Raw genomic sequence first — 14,167 nt, 5'->3', positions numbered from 1 at the left:
GTCAACTTTATCTAACCCCCTAAAAGTTCCCGGTGTATATGTTGAAAAACTGCAACTGAGTGCTAGTCATCCTTCTTTCTCAAATCAAAAGACCTTGATTTTGTCATCTTCGGCTGGTAAGTTAAACTGTTTACCATTTGTCTGTAAGAAGACACAAACCAAGACATGTACTGTCCGTAACTACCCGTATTGTAATAACTCAAGATAGCTTCGAGATAACCATTACTTTCTTCGTAGCCCGATAATAAAGGCATTACCCCACTGTTGAGCAAAGAAAGGGTTTGCACCATTCTTGCTGTCCTTTTGTTTACATCTTGAAAGTATTGCAAGTAACACAGATTGAGCTTTAGGTAGATGGCGCGTTCAAATGGATTATCGATAGTAATGGCTGTATTCAGCAGACGATCTAACTCTTCATTTAAATAATCCTTCCCCATAGGTGGGGAATAACCACCTCCAGATATTAGAATCGAATCCTCTCGTGGAATACCACAACTTGAATCAGGTAATGTATCTCTTGAAAGTATTGAATGTATGTCTGATACGAGATACCTATCTAAAGCTTTACCCCGTGATGTGAGTACAAAATTATAAGCATCCCGTAAATTCAAAAACATTTTCGCATCAGAGTACAACTTTCCTACTGCTGTTAATCCGAGTTTAAGAAGGTTTATTCCATCCACCAAGGAATACTCGTTTCCCTCTAACTTAGCCGAAGAATATACAAAATCAATTCCTAACTCCTCTACATTTCGGTAATTCATAAGAAAGTCAGACAAGGGAAGTTTTAATGCCACTTCCCTTAGCTGTTTACCCTGAACTGCCGTAAACTGCGGGACTTTATTTAATCTATTTGGATCATAACTCGACAAATCAACACCCCACCCCGTAATAGTACTTTCATATACCGAGACGAAAAAACTTCACTTATCCACAAGTGGCAGTTCTAAAGAAAGCGAGGTTTATATAATTCTGCAAAACGTATTCATAAGATAAACGCCTAATCTCGACTTCAGGCTTACCCGCTGTACGACAAGCATTGTCGTATCTCAAGCCAACTTTCAATAGTGTTGTTGCGCTCAGCTTATAGCACAGCACAAATGTTAACACGTGTTATAATAAGGTGATTACTGTTAAAACCTAACACAAAGAACCTTGGTTACATAGCCAAGGTTCTTTATGTTTATTTATCACTTTGTATCGATACTAACTATATAATTTTTCTGATCCCAACCTACAGAAGCCCCCAGAGCCTGACTGACAAAGCGCAGAGGTACGAAGGTGCTGCCTGTTGCACTAACAAATGGAGCTGTCGAAAGAGTTACTGCTTTTCCGTTGACATAAGCCTTCGTGCTACCGATTGTTAGGGAAATGTTTGTGCTCCCCTGTACAATTGAAATACCTTTTGTTTTGCTGTTGTACGTCAAAGACGCTCCTAGATTTTCCAATACCCCTCGTAACGGGATGAAGGTACTACCCGACTTGAGGATTGGCTTAGGGTTTACCGATACAATTGCTTTGTTGATCTTTACAGCGATGTTATCCTTGGTGTACTTGATGCTACTACCGTTTCCGATGGCTGGGATCGTGCTGGTTGGTTGCGAGTTGTCTCGTTTAGGAGTTGTGGCTGGACCTCTAGCTGGGCTTGATTGTGCCGCTGTTGTGAACGTCCAAGTCTTAGTGCTAGTCTGACTCATGTAGGGTCCGTAACTAGGTGTGTAAGTCACTGAAACATTATAAGTAGTTGAGTGATTCAATACTTCTTTAGGTAAAATAAATAAAGTGCCGAGATCTCCGAAAATAAAAGTGCTTAGTGGTTTACCAGAAGAAGATGTAAATACAACTTTAGAGTTTGTCTCGTTTAAAGCAGCTCCACCAACTTCTAATGAGAGGATGTATCCTGATTTATTTACACCAAACTGGTCCAAAGGGTTTGGATTTTCAAACCCCTCAAATGATAAACCTACTCCAGTCTGACCGTTATACGGATACATACTCTCTCCAACCTGATTATCCTCATATGTAGCAGATATACCTACAACCGTTTTTCCTTCTATTGCAAAACCAATACTTTCTGTTGCTACCGAAACAATTGGAGTCCGATGATAGGCCGTGTCCAAGAATTCATCAATGGCCTCTACAATAGTATAATCATTGTAACTAATTATTTCATAAGCTCCAGCGTTGTCGTTGGAGTACCCTACAGCTGACAATCTTTCGCCTATCCTGTATCCCGTGTACCCCTTCTTCCCGGAGTCCTCTGTATGTCCTGTAACCCCGTTAGATGTGAGATAATTCACATGATTCTCAGCAGCTTTTGTTAGGAAAGGATTTAATTTCACTGCAGATAAACCCATCTTTGATCGAATGTCGTTTACATGATTTAGCGCATCTACAACCTCACTTGAGTACGAATACCCATCCATTGTTACCGTAGCCGCTTCTGTCTGTGCGGGTGATACCGAAATACCCCCAATGGCCACTGCAGCCGCGACTAAGAGTGTCGCTAGTTTCTTGAATTTCATTAGTTGACCTCCCTAAACATTATATGCAATTAATTGTAAGAACCAGTTGTTGGTTGCGTGTAAACATAAAGACCACGTGCGGAGAGGTCAGTTACGGATAATTCTTCAAAAGACCCCGCAGCTAGCGTATACCACTTGCCCTCTATTTGCACAACCATATCTGCATGGTTTTTGCTTGCAAGAATAGCTGTGTTATACCCAAAAGAATCGAAGACTGCTGAGGACACGTTTGCATCCGCATCACAATCACTCTTTTTAGCTACTAAGGCATCATATGCAGAAGAAGGAGTTCCATCTCCCGGATTACTTATCCCTTTAAGTAGAATAGCAGCAATATAACCTACTTTGTAAGCTTCTTCTGCTTTGGCCACGCTTACCCCGTTGTCAATGAGAGCACCCATGTCATTTTCGGCTTGAGTTAAACCCCTGCTCTCTAAGGTACCTTCTGCATAGTTAGTTGCACGATCTCCGTTTAAATAAGCTTTGTAGAGAGCTTCATAACGACCCCCTCCATCAAGTTTCATCAACGGGTATGTTTGTTTTGCAGCTGAAATGTATTTCATAACCTCTACGTATTGCGAGAAGTTAGCTGAACCATACCCATGGTTGCCGTAAGTGAAGCTGTAACTCGGTGGCGTGACAACTGCACCTCTACCTGAAATCACGATTGTCATTGTTTCTGGGTACCAATTAACCGTTGCTCCCAATGCCTCGGATACGAAACGTAGAGGTACCATAGTCGTGTTTTTGATTGTTTGTGCTTTTACCGTCAAAGGAACTGCTTTTCCATTGACATAAGCTGTCTTGCTGCCGATGGTAAGCTTGATTGTGGTTCCATCCTTGACCGCTGTTATCAGTTGTGTTTGCTGGTTAAAAGTAATAGTTGCCCCCAGCTTTTCGAAGATGGCTCTCATTGGGACCATGGTCGTGTTGTTGATGGAGACTGGTGGGTGGCTGAAAGTCTGTGTTACCCCATCTATTTCCACTATGTGTTTTGGGGAAAGTGTATTTTTACCTACGCTTAAAACTCCAACGTTTGCATATATTGAACTCCCTGGCAGCAGCAAAGCTGTAATTATCGCTACGCTTAGCATTCTACGGCTTTTTAGTAGCCGTTGGGTCCCCTTTTTAGGATGCTCTAATTTATTATTCATTCTCTTTACCCTCCGCTATAATTCTCATCCTTAAATGCCTAAACAATTGTAGTATTACCCCCTGATTAACATTTGCCAGTATAACAGATTAGTAGTGGTAATTAAAGGTATTTATCGTAAAAAAATTCACATGTTAAACAAGTGATTTTTTGTGGAATCCTTTACAGTTCAGAGCGATATTTAATACTCTTTTAAAAGATCGTATACCCCTGAAAATCATAACAATACAGATGAACAATCTCTACGGACTATGAGTATCATTTGTCGAAAATCCTGAGAAATCTCACTTTCTTTGATCAGCTCCGTTGGTACAATTAATCTATTGATGATTTGGTATTGCAGGAGGGTGGGTGAGTACCATAAATATACTCGCTGATTTCGGACAGCGAATTAAAGCACTACGCTCTCGCAGTGGTATGAGTCAAGAAGTCTTGGCTGCTCGCTGTCAGTTGGATCGTACTTATATTGGAGGAATAGAGCGGGGTGAGCGAAATGTGAGCTTGATCAATGTGGAACGAATTACTCATGCGCTGAATGTCTCTATTGCATACTTTTTTTGATGAAAAATTAACGCCAACTGCCGCATATCAACAGAAAGACTTCCTAGTCCAGTTTCCAGAGCGGTTTAAATACCGCATTGACCCCGGCAATAGCGTATTAGCTTTTCAAGTCAATGGTTTACTTACAGGTGAGAGTGTTGACTATATATCAAAAACCTTGAGAGATGTGTGCTCTGCGTACGAACAGGGGGAATTGAATATCATTGTCGATCATCGGGAGATGAAGACTGCAAATGGGGAAGCTGCGGTATACTCCCCGGAGGTTGCTGAGCGGGCGGTACTGTTTCAGCAGATGTTGATGGATTATAGCAAGAAGGCAATTGTACTCTGCAATTCAGAATTCATGGTCCACCAGATGCATCATGTAACCAAGATCAGTGGAATTTATGACAAGACAGTGCCTTTGTTTGCTAAAGATCGGGCTATGGTTGATCAGGCCTATTCCATCGCTGGCTTGAATGGAAATGAGATTATTACGTATACAAAATAAAGCCAGAAGACTAATACTCTTTATTATCAAAGTATGCTGTGGCGTCAGCTATAACGGTTACAATTAATTCTTTGACAGTATCATAACTCTGTTTTGCTAACAGGTGTGGTGATGAACCGGGATGCACGTTTGCTATCAATACGTACACTATGGTTGATACCATTACTGTGATTATCAGGATTTTAAGCAAACTCCCAAGAAAGCTAACTATGTTAAGTATTCCATTATGGACTGTACGAAATATGCTCTTCACTGGTATAACTATAAAAGTATCTGCAAGCCACTTCACCGTAATACCTATTCTATCCGCTACTGACTTTTTATTGGCTTCTACTTCTACAATTTTCTCTTTTACAAGCTTATTGGCATCTTCATACTGTTCCATTAGTAGATCAATATTATAGGGGAGTACTGCTTCATTATTAACTATGTTCACAACGTCAACAACATTGGTTTCTGGTGAGAAATTATTTACCGCAGCGATGCTGGGCTGTTCTCCAGGCTTTAGAATTTCTTTAAACTCACTGTAGATTCTCTTTATCCGAGTTTTTGAATCTTCAACGCTTGAATTAGTCTCTTCCATCTCTTCTTCTATTGAATCAACTGAGGATAAGAAATTATTCAAAGAAACTTCTGGGATGGTGGGTTGAGTGGGTTCGTGGTCAAGAAATAAAATTCCTGATAAAATCTCAGGTTCATCCTCGGCTTCAACTTCAAAGGTAATATTATCAATAAACTGCTCCTTTGGGATAGAGAAGCCCAAGCCGATGTCGCAGCTTGTACTATCAGTGATTAGGGAGAAGCTTAGTCTAGGAGAATCAGATAACTTCTTATATGGTGTTTTTTTTCCCGTTATTGACTTCTCTGCTTCCTGTTGTTGTGTTGGCTTAATCATCATTGTTCGCCTACCTCTCCCTACTATAAATGATTACACTGCGGAACAAGCTCAAAAAAGTAATTCCATTTCCCCAGTGGCTAGAATGTGTCTTTCCCCTCATTACTTTGAAACCTAGCCCCAGCTTTGATAGCGGCAATAGCTAGTGGCTTTACCTCAATACCATTTTCTTTGTACCCCTCTAAGATGGAGCAATAGTATACGGGGCTGGGAGAATACAGCATTTCTGATTTCAAATTCATAACGTATACCATAGCCCGTACCCTTTTCCCATCTTGAAGCGTTACTGTGAGGGTTTCCTTCCGATACAGTCCTTTAGATACCCCTTCATAGTAATCAAGATTTATCACTTCGCTCTCGGAGATTCTCCATAATACAATAGGAACATTTAATCCAGGGCATTTCGTAATAGTAGCCAGCGAATAGAACTCAAGCTCATAATTTTCAATCACTCCGCAACCAACTATCATCGCAATATTACAACAAGAGGTCATTTGTCTCATACTCATGTTCGATCCATATGCAGCATATAGGATGCTTCTCTTCATTAATTCCACCCGCTTCTAATAGGTTATAGGGTTTTCTTTAAGTTCCAACATTTGCTGCCCTTCTAGTTCAAAAGTAGTCTCTGACACACCTTTACTTGCTTTGGGTGGAGTGCGCCATGCCGCATTGCCATTTAAATGGGCTATAAGATAGTGCCGCATCGTTTTAAACTCATCTCCAATTCCTCCAAGTTTTAATAACCAGACACGCAGAGCATATTTGTCATTCCCTGTCTCTTGCATAGAAATCCGGCAGGTTGCTTTCTTTTGATTTAATGCCTGTGCTGTGATCAATAAAGATAATTGAATATAGGATTTGATAGCATCATAATCAAGACTCCCATTAAATAAACGAAATTCAATCGTATTCTGCCTCCCTCTAAGAAGGGGATGCAGATTGAGAATCCGATATCGGGTTATATGATAACGTTCACTCCTGTTGTTAATCCAAGAGTCAGTTCCGCTATACCATATATCAGCGAATTGCTCAAATGTTTTTGGCTTACGCTTGTTTAGAAGCATTATGAAACTCTCCGGTAAATTTTTGCAATACCACTTTCTGAACTGAGTTATTTGCAGAGACTTATTCAGCAGTAACTGCTTGGCATAAAAGATGTTACATAAAACCCGTAGGCTGTTTGGAGTGAATCTTTCCGCTCCAATATGAACATGTAGACCAGTGCTTTCGTTGGTGCCGGCCCCGTTTGTGACTAAACAACGAATCAGTTCCTGAAGCAGAGGTATATCTGTATATTGAAGGATAGGAGATACTAGTTCACATTTATAAGCATCTGTCCCCACCATTAAGACTCCGGTCTCCTGCCTTTGTGGCCATATGGATGCATCACGCTTAATTCGCCATATACGATTTATAGAATCCCGTATTTCATAGCTGTCGTAGTATTTTTGGACTAACCCCACAGTAGTGCTGAAAAACTTAGCTACAACATCTGCCGCCTCCTTCCGAGTCAACCTTGTAAATTCAATTTCTACTCCAATGGTCAAATCATTATACGCTATAGGCAACATTGGATTCCCCTTTAGTGATTTAGATTAGAATTCTTTTCCTAAAAGAAAACTGGTCTCCCGATATAAAAAAGTGTATTACCCCAAAGGAGCAATACACTAAAAGATGGTTCGAAAAAGATCTCTCAAGCTACTATAAAATACACTTAATTTTTTTAGTTGCCATAGGATGTACACGAAAGTTAGAAAAAGTCTTGAAAATTCATTCTCCTCTACATCGTTGACCTATGAATTTTTCATAATCAACTTTGCTTGAACAACCAGACGCTTTGCCGTACCTGCCGGACCGTAACAGGTCGACAAGGTCAGGAACTTATCCTGTATTGAGAGGGAGTTTGCTGCGAAAAGTGCAACTTGATTCTTCTCTCGGATCATACGAATAAAGCTACTTTTCGATGCGTCATTCATAAAGCTAGACTGAACATACTCCCAATCCTGACTGTCTGTTACATAAACAGAGCAAATTCTGAATACCATTTCATGATATTCAGTAGTGAACTGAATAAGTTCTTCATCCTCAGAATAGCCTTCAGTAAGACTCAATAGCTTCTTTAGACTACCGAACATTTGCTGATTCATCGCATTATGTCCATAGAGAGTGGTATTCAGTCCCATATGCTCAATGTTACTACGGGTATCCACAAAGACCCAACCCAATTTGTTTTTTTGTCGGTCAAGATCATGTGTAAGATAAAAGCTGTTATCTGTAGTTTGAACGATGGGTATATCCAGATGAACTAGCGGAATCTTAATCCACGCTACAATCTCCTCATTCCTCGATTGAAGTTTTAAAAAATCTACATTTAGGTATGGAGAAACCGTTCGGATCTGTTTGGTAGAGAACTTTGTAGCAAAGTTACTATCACTAAGCGCTGTTGATCTTGTTTCTTTAATTATCACTTCTAATTTGTTGGTATCATCAAACCATTGAGCGATCAGTACTGAAGTATAACCAAGTACAAACAATGAACCCCCAAGAAGCAATATATATGAATATCGTGTACGTTTAAAGAATTTCATTTCCTTCACCAGCCTAACTTGTCACTCTATTTCATTTAAAACTGTTCCAAAATGCTTACCGGAAAATTCTCATCTTCACGCATACTTGTTATCAACTTGATGATTTCTTCCCCCAGTTCCCTTAACATGCTTGAAAAATCCATCCTACCTGATCTGAATAAACCAAATAGATTCTGCACTTCGTAAAATACTGGATCAGAATGCGAAAGAATGCCTTCAATTAAGGAACTATTTGTAATAGATGTATCGGATAAATACTGGTTCTCTCTCAGTGGATCAATAAACTGCTGAAACCTGACCTCTTTCGAATACACCTCTATAGTGCCGATAATTATGTCTTGCATACAAAAAGATATCATTTCAAATAAAATAAAAAGCTTAAGTTTTCTAATCTTACTATTAGTTCTAAATTGCCCTATTACTGATTCCAAATCTTCTTTACACTTGGCATTTTGAAGAAGTCGAATGGTATTGTTCCCCACTAGTTTCGTTACAAAGACATCAAAGTCATTTACGATTTTAGCAATCTCCTGTTTAGGAAGGAAACCGCTCTTGATAGATACAAAAAGTCCTTTCCCCCTACTAATCCATAGCAGATATTTCAGTTTGAAATGATCGTTAGGCTTATACCAGCACAATAGGTGAACCATGAAATAGAGAACTTCATCTAATGCTTTGAGTCTGTTCAACTCCAATTCTCTTTCTGTATCAGATAGCTCTAGATTTTCCAATCTTCGACTTATGACTTCTGACAAATCTCTACTTTTAAGCAATAGGTGCATTTCTATCAGTCTCCTAAAAGTCTTTAATGCAATCTCCTTATGCAAAAATTTCACTATATTTACTCAATACCGGATTAATAATTATTTCCCCCTTCCTACAAACAAGTAGATTGATCTCCCTTACATATCTATTTTTATGCTCACGGTTTGCATCGATAGTTACAACTTCAAGGTTGCTCGAGATGTTGTTTTCATGATTACCGTCTATATGATTTACTTCATAAACCCTGTCAACCCCTATCGCCAGAAGTGCAATCTCACCATATGCTAACAAGGCTATTAGCTGGTGATCCCTAATGATAATATTCTTAAATAGCGTGAAACATTTATATCGCCCGTTACCAGCTCTTTGCCCACTTTGCATTAGCCAATTCTTTTTAGTAATAATAAATTCCCCATCCAAATATACTTTTCTCAGTTCTTCTGGGTGGTTTTTATTTCTTAAATACAATGTCTTTCCTTTAATGTACAAGTCAAATTTATTATTGTTAAACCTCGTCAATGGGCTTTGATTGCGGTCATACAGAAACGAGTAGTTTTTATAACGAGTTACGTACACCTGATCGAAAAGATGGACAGTATTCACCAACAGTTGCCAAGAGACCTCCATTTTAGAATTAGGGATAACTGGAATAGGAACCCCTTCGTAATTATTCACAAACTCAGGTAGCTTTGAAATCTCAGTCTTATCGGGAACTACAACTAATGAAAGTACCATTCCAAATCCCCCATTTCAGTGTTTAAGAATAGTATTAAACCAGCTTCAATATCTGCAGCGCATGAACATTGCTTAGAATATCCATGATTAGTTCTTGCATATAATATTTATTCATCAAGGCAATGATGTTCTCCACCCTTGGGTGATCAGCAAATTGAAGGCTAAGCTTTAACAGGTGGTATAAACTTTTCCCTTCCTCAATAAGTATAATTTCCTGCATTTTTCGAAACTCTTCCACTACATTCTGAAGGTTCAAATTTTCAATAAGAAGATCGAATTCTTTCTGTTCGTAGGTAATACTGGTTTCAAGAACTCCTAAATAGCCTCTTTGATATTCCTCAGCCGATAACAAAGGAATTGCATTTCGATACTCACAAAAAGCTCTATTATATTCACATTTAGCCGTATACGCACTAATATCAAAATTATCTTTACTGTTGAATCGGCAACCATTAAGCGATTTGAAGAATAGTTCACTTACCCATTCTCTTCCTAATGAACTTCTAGTGAGTTCCTCAAAAAAGCTGGCTGCTATCATCACCTCTCCAATATTTGAATCTATAGAGAAAGTAAGCATCATTCTACCTCCTGTCAGACCTCAAAGAGTCGTACCATCTGATAAAACCTTTTTTCGCTTACCCCAAGTCTTAATGCAGCATCAGCTGCTTTAGACTCTTTTTCACAATAAGAAAGGTACGTCTCGTAAAACCCATCAGGGTAATTCTGTAAAGGACGCCCCAACTTTTTTGAACGGAGGGCTTGAATTTCGTCTTTTGATTTTATGAAGTGCTCAAGATACAGAATTCCTTCAATACCCTGAGGGGATAATAGCATCGAACCATCTGCTTCATCCAAAAGATTGAGATCTACCGAAGCATTTTGGATAATCCTTAAAAAAGAGCTTAATTCAGCTACATTATCAGCCACATCCTTTAGACCCCGAATTGTTAACTTGTCTGCTGATGTAAGTTTTTGTAGCAAAGAAGAGAGCTGTGTCCCAACGGAAAAACTGAATTCGTCAGTTAAGTCGAAATAAACTTCTTCGATATCTACCACTTTTAAAAATTCCTCCAGTTCTTTTTTTCGTTTAGCACGTAGATAACCAATTCTCATTATCCATCCTCCCGCTCAACTGTTTAGTACATAGGCATGATTGCCCACTATTATTAACTACTACCATATAAACAACTGAATTAGGCACGCGAGAAATATTCTTTAATTTGTATTTAAATCAATATTTTAACTTAACTAGTGTTCACATGATAGCTTGAAAGAACGGAAGAATCAAGTCCTTTTAGAGGATAATTCTAACTTTATGAAAGAAAAGAACAGACATTTAGAAACAGGAAAATTACTGAAGGAGAAATAATATGAACCAACACTTTTAGCAGCCTGTACGCCCCTGTAAGGCACAAGAAAGCAAGAGTAATATTAAGGGAAGGACTAGTGATGGGAACGCCCGTTTGGAGATGATGAAGCGGCGTAAGAGCCTATCCAGAAATGCCCCAAGAGGGAGACATTGAAATGACAAAAAGATATTGAAACAAAAGACAATGAGCGAACAACTTTGAAAAAGTGTTCCTTTAAACAGAAAAATCTAATAATGACTACATTACGATGTAGAGCCAGTGATCATGGCCATTTAGTTTGATTGTAACTGAAAGAACTAAAGACCCCATGAGACAGTCTCTCTTGGGGTCCTCAGTCATTGTAGTTTCATTATCTGGAGGACACATCACAGTATACTCAGCGAAGTGCTTCAAAAACAGCTATAATGCAGTGATTGATTAAGCTTGTGATATTCGTTACTTTAGAGCACCCTGCAGCTTACCAAAGGCAACCAGAGGTGATACTGTCTTCCAACTCGAAGGGGATTTCAAAATTTATATACAGACATTCAGCCCCCTTAAGACTGGCGGTGCCTCCCATTGTTACACTCTTCATCTTTAAAAAAAGCCTTTGCCATCCATGCTGATCACACAATCGATCGTAAATATCGCAAGGATAACTACTTAAAGCAATTTTCATTTTTGTATTTATCAATTTATTGGCGAGTTCTTCAAGAACCTCATGTGTACAATTGTATTTGTAGTGATTCCCCCCTCTCATTGTTTTCTCAGGGTAAGGCATGTCAATATACATGAAATATTCTCCCCGGTCATAGTATTCATCCACAAGATCAAGGCAACTCCCATGAGTCACTGTCACACCTTCAAGCAGTGGCTGAAATGCATCCAGACAGTCAACTTTATCATAATAGTCACTATAACATCTCGCTTCCCTTCCTCTATCATAACCCTTCATGTTTGCTGCGTGACTTTGGTGAGCACAAATAAAAGTATACGCCGCAGCGTTTACAATACTTGAAGTACCTTTGTAGATTCTTCTATCAGCTAGTTCAGCATCTAAATCACGATCAAGAACTGCAGTATCGAAAACTTCTTTTGAATACTCCAACTCATTCAATCGTTTTATTAGTTGATAAACTAACTCCTTATCGCCAATAGCTGCATAGAGCTTGGCTAGTGAAAGATCCAAATCATTAAGGATTCTATGCTCAAATAAATCTGGTGAAGTGTTAAGCATTATCCGAGCGCCTCCCGCCGCTCCTTCAATCAGTCCTGCCAGTTCATACGATTCGGCACACCACTTAATAAGAGGAATGATACGAGAGACAAGTCCATACTTACCACCAATGTACGGGATGATAGAATGAGGTGCGTTCCGCTTCTTCTTTCCAGAGATCCTTTCTCTAATTTGCACCATTTTTCTTCATCACCTCCGTAACTTTGGGACAATTAAGTATATACATCTTGCTTTCGCTTGTACCGTCTATGTCTTTATAAGAGACGGTATCTTGATTTCGGCCTTTTGTCTTCGAGACACTTATTCCAGCAGTTACCCACATCTTGATAATTGTCAGAAGTCGTCCATCAAGGTGATGCTTTGCAGGTTCCGAATCCATTTCATGGCTTTCAAAAAACAAGTCCATTAATTGGGACTTGGTTGTGGCGACAGTGACAGTCCCATACTTGCTAATTGAGCCTGGTTTATCCAAAATTACAAACCGATCCTCTTTATTTTTATAATTCATCTTAGAATGCGGTGGTGGTGCAACTTCTAGGCGCTCAGCTACAAATTCCTCGAAGATCTGATGATATTCTTCAGCTTCCGCAAGACTACATGTGTCGGTTAAATAAGGGACTAGATTTTCAACCTGCGTATAATCTCGTTTTAACTTCATTTGGGTCGCTTTCTTTATCATGTTATCCAACATGCCAGTAGCCAAATGACTGCTTATCTTCATATCGAATTGAGCTTTGTTGTACATCGTGAGATTAGTTTTTCTATCAAGCTCGTGTAGTAAAAATCGGTACTTATAACCCCCAGGCATATTTGACAGAAATTCAACCACGTAAATTTCATACTGAAAATTCGGATGCTTTCCCCGGTACAATATAATTGTATAGATCTTCTCAAAAGACCCTTCCTTTTCCGAAGATTCCTCCAACGTTTTTAAGTCATCCAAACTTACATTTTTTGATATTGATTTACTCATAACTTACCCCTCGTAAAACAGATTTGCCTGAACCAACAAGCATATGTCTATAGGCAATCTTTTCTGCGATGTCGGTAAATTAATCTCATCTCTCGGGAAAATCTTCTCAGACAGTGAATTTTATTTTCGCCTCACCTACTCACACTATGAATGTTTCAAATTAAGGAATAGTGTTGTAAAATTTACCATCCATCTCAACAAGATGATTTTCAAACAACCTTCTACTTTTTTATTGAACCTTTTTAACACAATCACTTTAAAGAGAATTAAAATGCACTTAAGCGAGAGAAGTAACGCAAATACGTAACATCACCTTTTTTAAAAATGAAGGCAACTTGCTGCTTGCTTCTATTAGAATTGCGCTTGTCCATGAAACCATTGGAATAGTCGGCCCATTCTGTGGCAAACAGCATTCGCCAAGGTGGCTTGCAGGTCGAAATGCTTACGAATAAACATAATTGACACAACCTTTCTCATTTTTAAGCCAGAGCCGACAAAGGCATGGGAAGCCAGAAGGAACTATATACCCAGACAAATAACTTTGTAAAAACCGGGGTTTTAGAGCCGAAAAAGCCGAAAAATCAAAGTTAAAAGGGAAAGTTAAGTTTGCATTGGCCCATAACTTTGCATCGCTACTTTGCAGTATAGAAAACAGTGGCCATATAATTTTAAGAATGGAATATTGTCATATAGGCCTCCCCTGGTTCTCCGCAATAGATTTCGCAATAGTCAGTACCAATTCTCAATTTGTTACGGAGAATTCATCTGTGGTTGATTCATTTGAAATATGTAGACGACTCTGGATTAGTGTAGACATTATTGCAAGGTATTGAAGGCAAAGCCTTACTTACATACCGAAATTAATAGATGCACTGAAGTTAATTCTTTACATG

15 protein-coding genes are annotated in these 14,167 nt (G+C 39.0%); 2 read left to right on the top strand and 13 right to left on the bottom strand.

The genetic code is table 11. The features are described from left to right. Positions 1–62: 62 nt before the first annotated feature. From B9T62_RS35715 to B9T62_RS35705, 3 genes are all read right to left on the bottom strand, one after another. Positions 63–872 (bottom strand): Fic family protein, encoded by an 810-nt coding sequence (locus tag B9T62_RS35715; RefSeq protein WP_087919596.1) that lies wholly within the window; start codon positions 870–872, stop codon positions 63–65. 318 nt (positions 873–1,190) lie between these two features. After that, positions 1,191–2,525 carry a stalk domain-containing protein gene (locus tag B9T62_RS35710; RefSeq protein WP_087919595.1) on the bottom strand — a complete coding sequence of 445 codons (1,335 nt, stop codon included), beginning with the start codon at positions 2,523–2,525 and terminating at the stop codon, positions 1,191–1,193. A gap of 29 nt (positions 2,526–2,554) precedes the next feature. Next, complete coding sequence (locus B9T62_RS35705) at positions 2,555–3,679, bottom strand: copper amine oxidase N-terminal domain-containing protein (RefSeq protein WP_245864217.1); 1,125 nt, start codon at positions 3,677–3,679, stop codon at positions 2,555–2,557. 350 nt (positions 3,680–4,029) lie between these two features. On the opposite strand from B9T62_RS35705, the gene B9T62_RS35700 reads away from it, so the two are divergent. Both B9T62_RS35700 and B9T62_RS40110 read left to right on the top strand, forming a co-directional pair. Beyond that, positions 4,030–4,239, top strand: a complete 210-nt coding sequence (locus tag B9T62_RS35700) for a helix-turn-helix domain-containing protein (protein ID WP_281257664.1) — start codon at positions 4,030–4,032, stop codon at positions 4,237–4,239. Between the two features lie 193 nt (positions 4,240–4,432). Continuing rightward, positions 4,433–4,729 (top strand): hypothetical protein, encoded by a 297-nt coding sequence (locus B9T62_RS40110; protein WP_087919594.1) that lies wholly within the window; start codon positions 4,433–4,435, stop codon positions 4,727–4,729. A gap of 10 nt (positions 4,730–4,739) precedes the next feature. Here the strand turns inward: B9T62_RS40110 and B9T62_RS35690 are convergent, their stop codons facing one another. The 10 genes from B9T62_RS35690 to B9T62_RS35645 form a co-directional block, all read right to left on the bottom strand. After that, positions 4,740–5,627 carry a hypothetical protein gene (locus B9T62_RS35690; RefSeq protein WP_087919593.1) on the bottom strand — a complete coding sequence of 296 codons (888 nt, stop codon included), beginning with the start codon at positions 5,625–5,627 and terminating at the stop codon, positions 4,740–4,742. Positions 5,628–5,704: 77 nt separating this feature from the next. After that, positions 5,705–6,172, bottom strand: coding sequence for a gamma-glutamylcyclotransferase family protein (locus B9T62_RS35685; protein WP_087919592.1), 468 nt, complete (start codon positions 6,170–6,172; stop codon positions 5,705–5,707). A gap of 15 nt (positions 6,173–6,187) precedes the next feature. Next, positions 6,188–7,198, bottom strand: a complete 1,011-nt coding sequence (locus tag B9T62_RS35680) for an amidoligase family protein (RefSeq protein ID WP_087919591.1) — start codon at positions 7,196–7,198, stop codon at positions 6,188–6,190. A gap of 222 nt (positions 7,199–7,420) precedes the next feature. Beyond that, complete coding sequence (locus B9T62_RS35675; RefSeq protein WP_087919590.1) at positions 7,421–8,215, bottom strand: class B sortase; 795 nt, start codon at positions 8,213–8,215, stop codon at positions 7,421–7,423. A gap of 35 nt (positions 8,216–8,250) precedes the next feature. Beyond that, on the bottom strand, positions 8,251–8,997 hold the full coding sequence (locus B9T62_RS35670) for a hypothetical protein (RefSeq protein ID WP_087919589.1): 747 nt from the start codon (positions 8,995–8,997) through the stop codon (positions 8,251–8,253). A gap of 37 nt (positions 8,998–9,034) precedes the next feature. Next, the gene (locus tag B9T62_RS35665) at positions 9,035–9,715 is read right to left on the bottom strand and encodes an HNH endonuclease (RefSeq protein WP_087919588.1); all 681 of its coding nucleotides are present in this window, start codon (positions 9,713–9,715) and stop codon (positions 9,035–9,037) included. 34 nt (positions 9,716–9,749) lie between these two features. Beyond that, positions 9,750–10,295, bottom strand: a complete 546-nt coding sequence (locus tag B9T62_RS35660) for a hypothetical protein (protein ID WP_157794136.1) — start codon at positions 10,293–10,295, stop codon at positions 9,750–9,752. An 11-nt stretch (positions 10,296–10,306) separates the two neighbouring features. Beyond that, positions 10,307–10,828: a hypothetical protein gene (locus B9T62_RS35655; protein WP_087919586.1), complete on the bottom strand. Its 522-nt coding sequence runs from the start codon at positions 10,826–10,828 to the stop codon at positions 10,307–10,309. Between the two features lie 714 nt (positions 10,829–11,542). Beyond that, positions 11,543–12,481 (bottom strand): DNA adenine methylase, encoded by a 939-nt coding sequence (locus B9T62_RS35650; protein ID WP_087919585.1) that lies wholly within the window; start codon positions 12,479–12,481, stop codon positions 11,543–11,545. After that, the gene (locus B9T62_RS35645; RefSeq protein WP_087919584.1) at positions 12,468–13,274 is read right to left on the bottom strand and encodes a hypothetical protein; all 807 of its coding nucleotides are present in this window, start codon (positions 13,272–13,274) and stop codon (positions 12,468–12,470) included. The genes B9T62_RS35650 and B9T62_RS35645 overlap by 14 nt, the downstream gene beginning before the upstream one ends. Positions 13,275–14,167 lie beyond the last annotated feature (893 nt).

It is taken from the genome of Paenibacillus donghaensis, assembly GCF_002192415.1.
Taxonomy (GTDB): domain Bacteria; phylum Bacillota; class Bacilli; order Paenibacillales; family Paenibacillaceae; genus Paenibacillus_AQ; species Paenibacillus_AQ donghaensis.
Note: the sequence above shows the minus strand (reverse complement) of the source record. Positions and strands in the feature narration are given on the sequence as shown.

Bases quoted from the DNA above. Each gene is read 5' to 3' on its own strand.
- B9T62_RS35655 (WP_087919586.1), bottom strand. From the start codon at position 10,828: ATGAGAATTGGTTATCTACGTGCTAAACGAAAAAAAGAACTGGAGGAA.
- B9T62_RS35645 (WP_087919584.1), bottom strand. From the start codon at position 13,274: ATGAGTAAATCAATATCAAAAAATGTAAGTTTGGATGACTTAAAAACG.
- B9T62_RS35710 (WP_087919595.1), bottom strand. From the start codon at position 2,525: ATGAAATTCAAGAAACTAGCGACACTCTTAGTCGCGGCTGCAGTGGCC.
- B9T62_RS35665 (WP_087919588.1), bottom strand. From the start codon at position 9,715: ATGGTACTTTCATTAGTTGTAGTTCCCGATAAGACTGAGATTTCAAAG.
- B9T62_RS35705 (WP_245864217.1), bottom strand. From the start codon at position 3,679: ATGAATAATAAATTAGAGCATCCTAAAAAGGGGACCCAACGGCTACTA.
- B9T62_RS35685 (WP_087919592.1), bottom strand. From the start codon at position 6,172: ATGAAGAGAAGCATCCTATATGCTGCATATGGATCGAACATGAGTATG.
- B9T62_RS35675 (WP_087919590.1), bottom strand. From the start codon at position 8,215: ATGAAATTCTTTAAACGTACACGATATTCATATATATTGCTTCTTGGG.
- B9T62_RS35680 (WP_087919591.1), bottom strand. From the start codon at position 7,198: ATGTTGCCTATAGCGTATAATGATTTGACCATTGGAGTAGAAATTGAA.
- B9T62_RS35650 (WP_087919585.1), bottom strand. From the start codon at position 12,481: ATGGTGCAAATTAGAGAAAGGATCTCTGGAAAGAAGAAGCGGAACGCA.
- B9T62_RS35660 (WP_157794136.1), bottom strand. From the start codon at position 10,295: ATGATGCTTACTTTCTCTATAGATTCAAATATTGGAGAGGTGATGATA.
- B9T62_RS35670 (WP_087919589.1), bottom strand. From the start codon at position 8,997: ATGCACCTATTGCTTAAAAGTAGAGATTTGTCAGAAGTCATAAGTCGA.
- B9T62_RS35690 (WP_087919593.1), bottom strand. From the start codon at position 5,627: ATGATGATTAAGCCAACACAACAACAGGAAGCAGAGAAGTCAATAACG.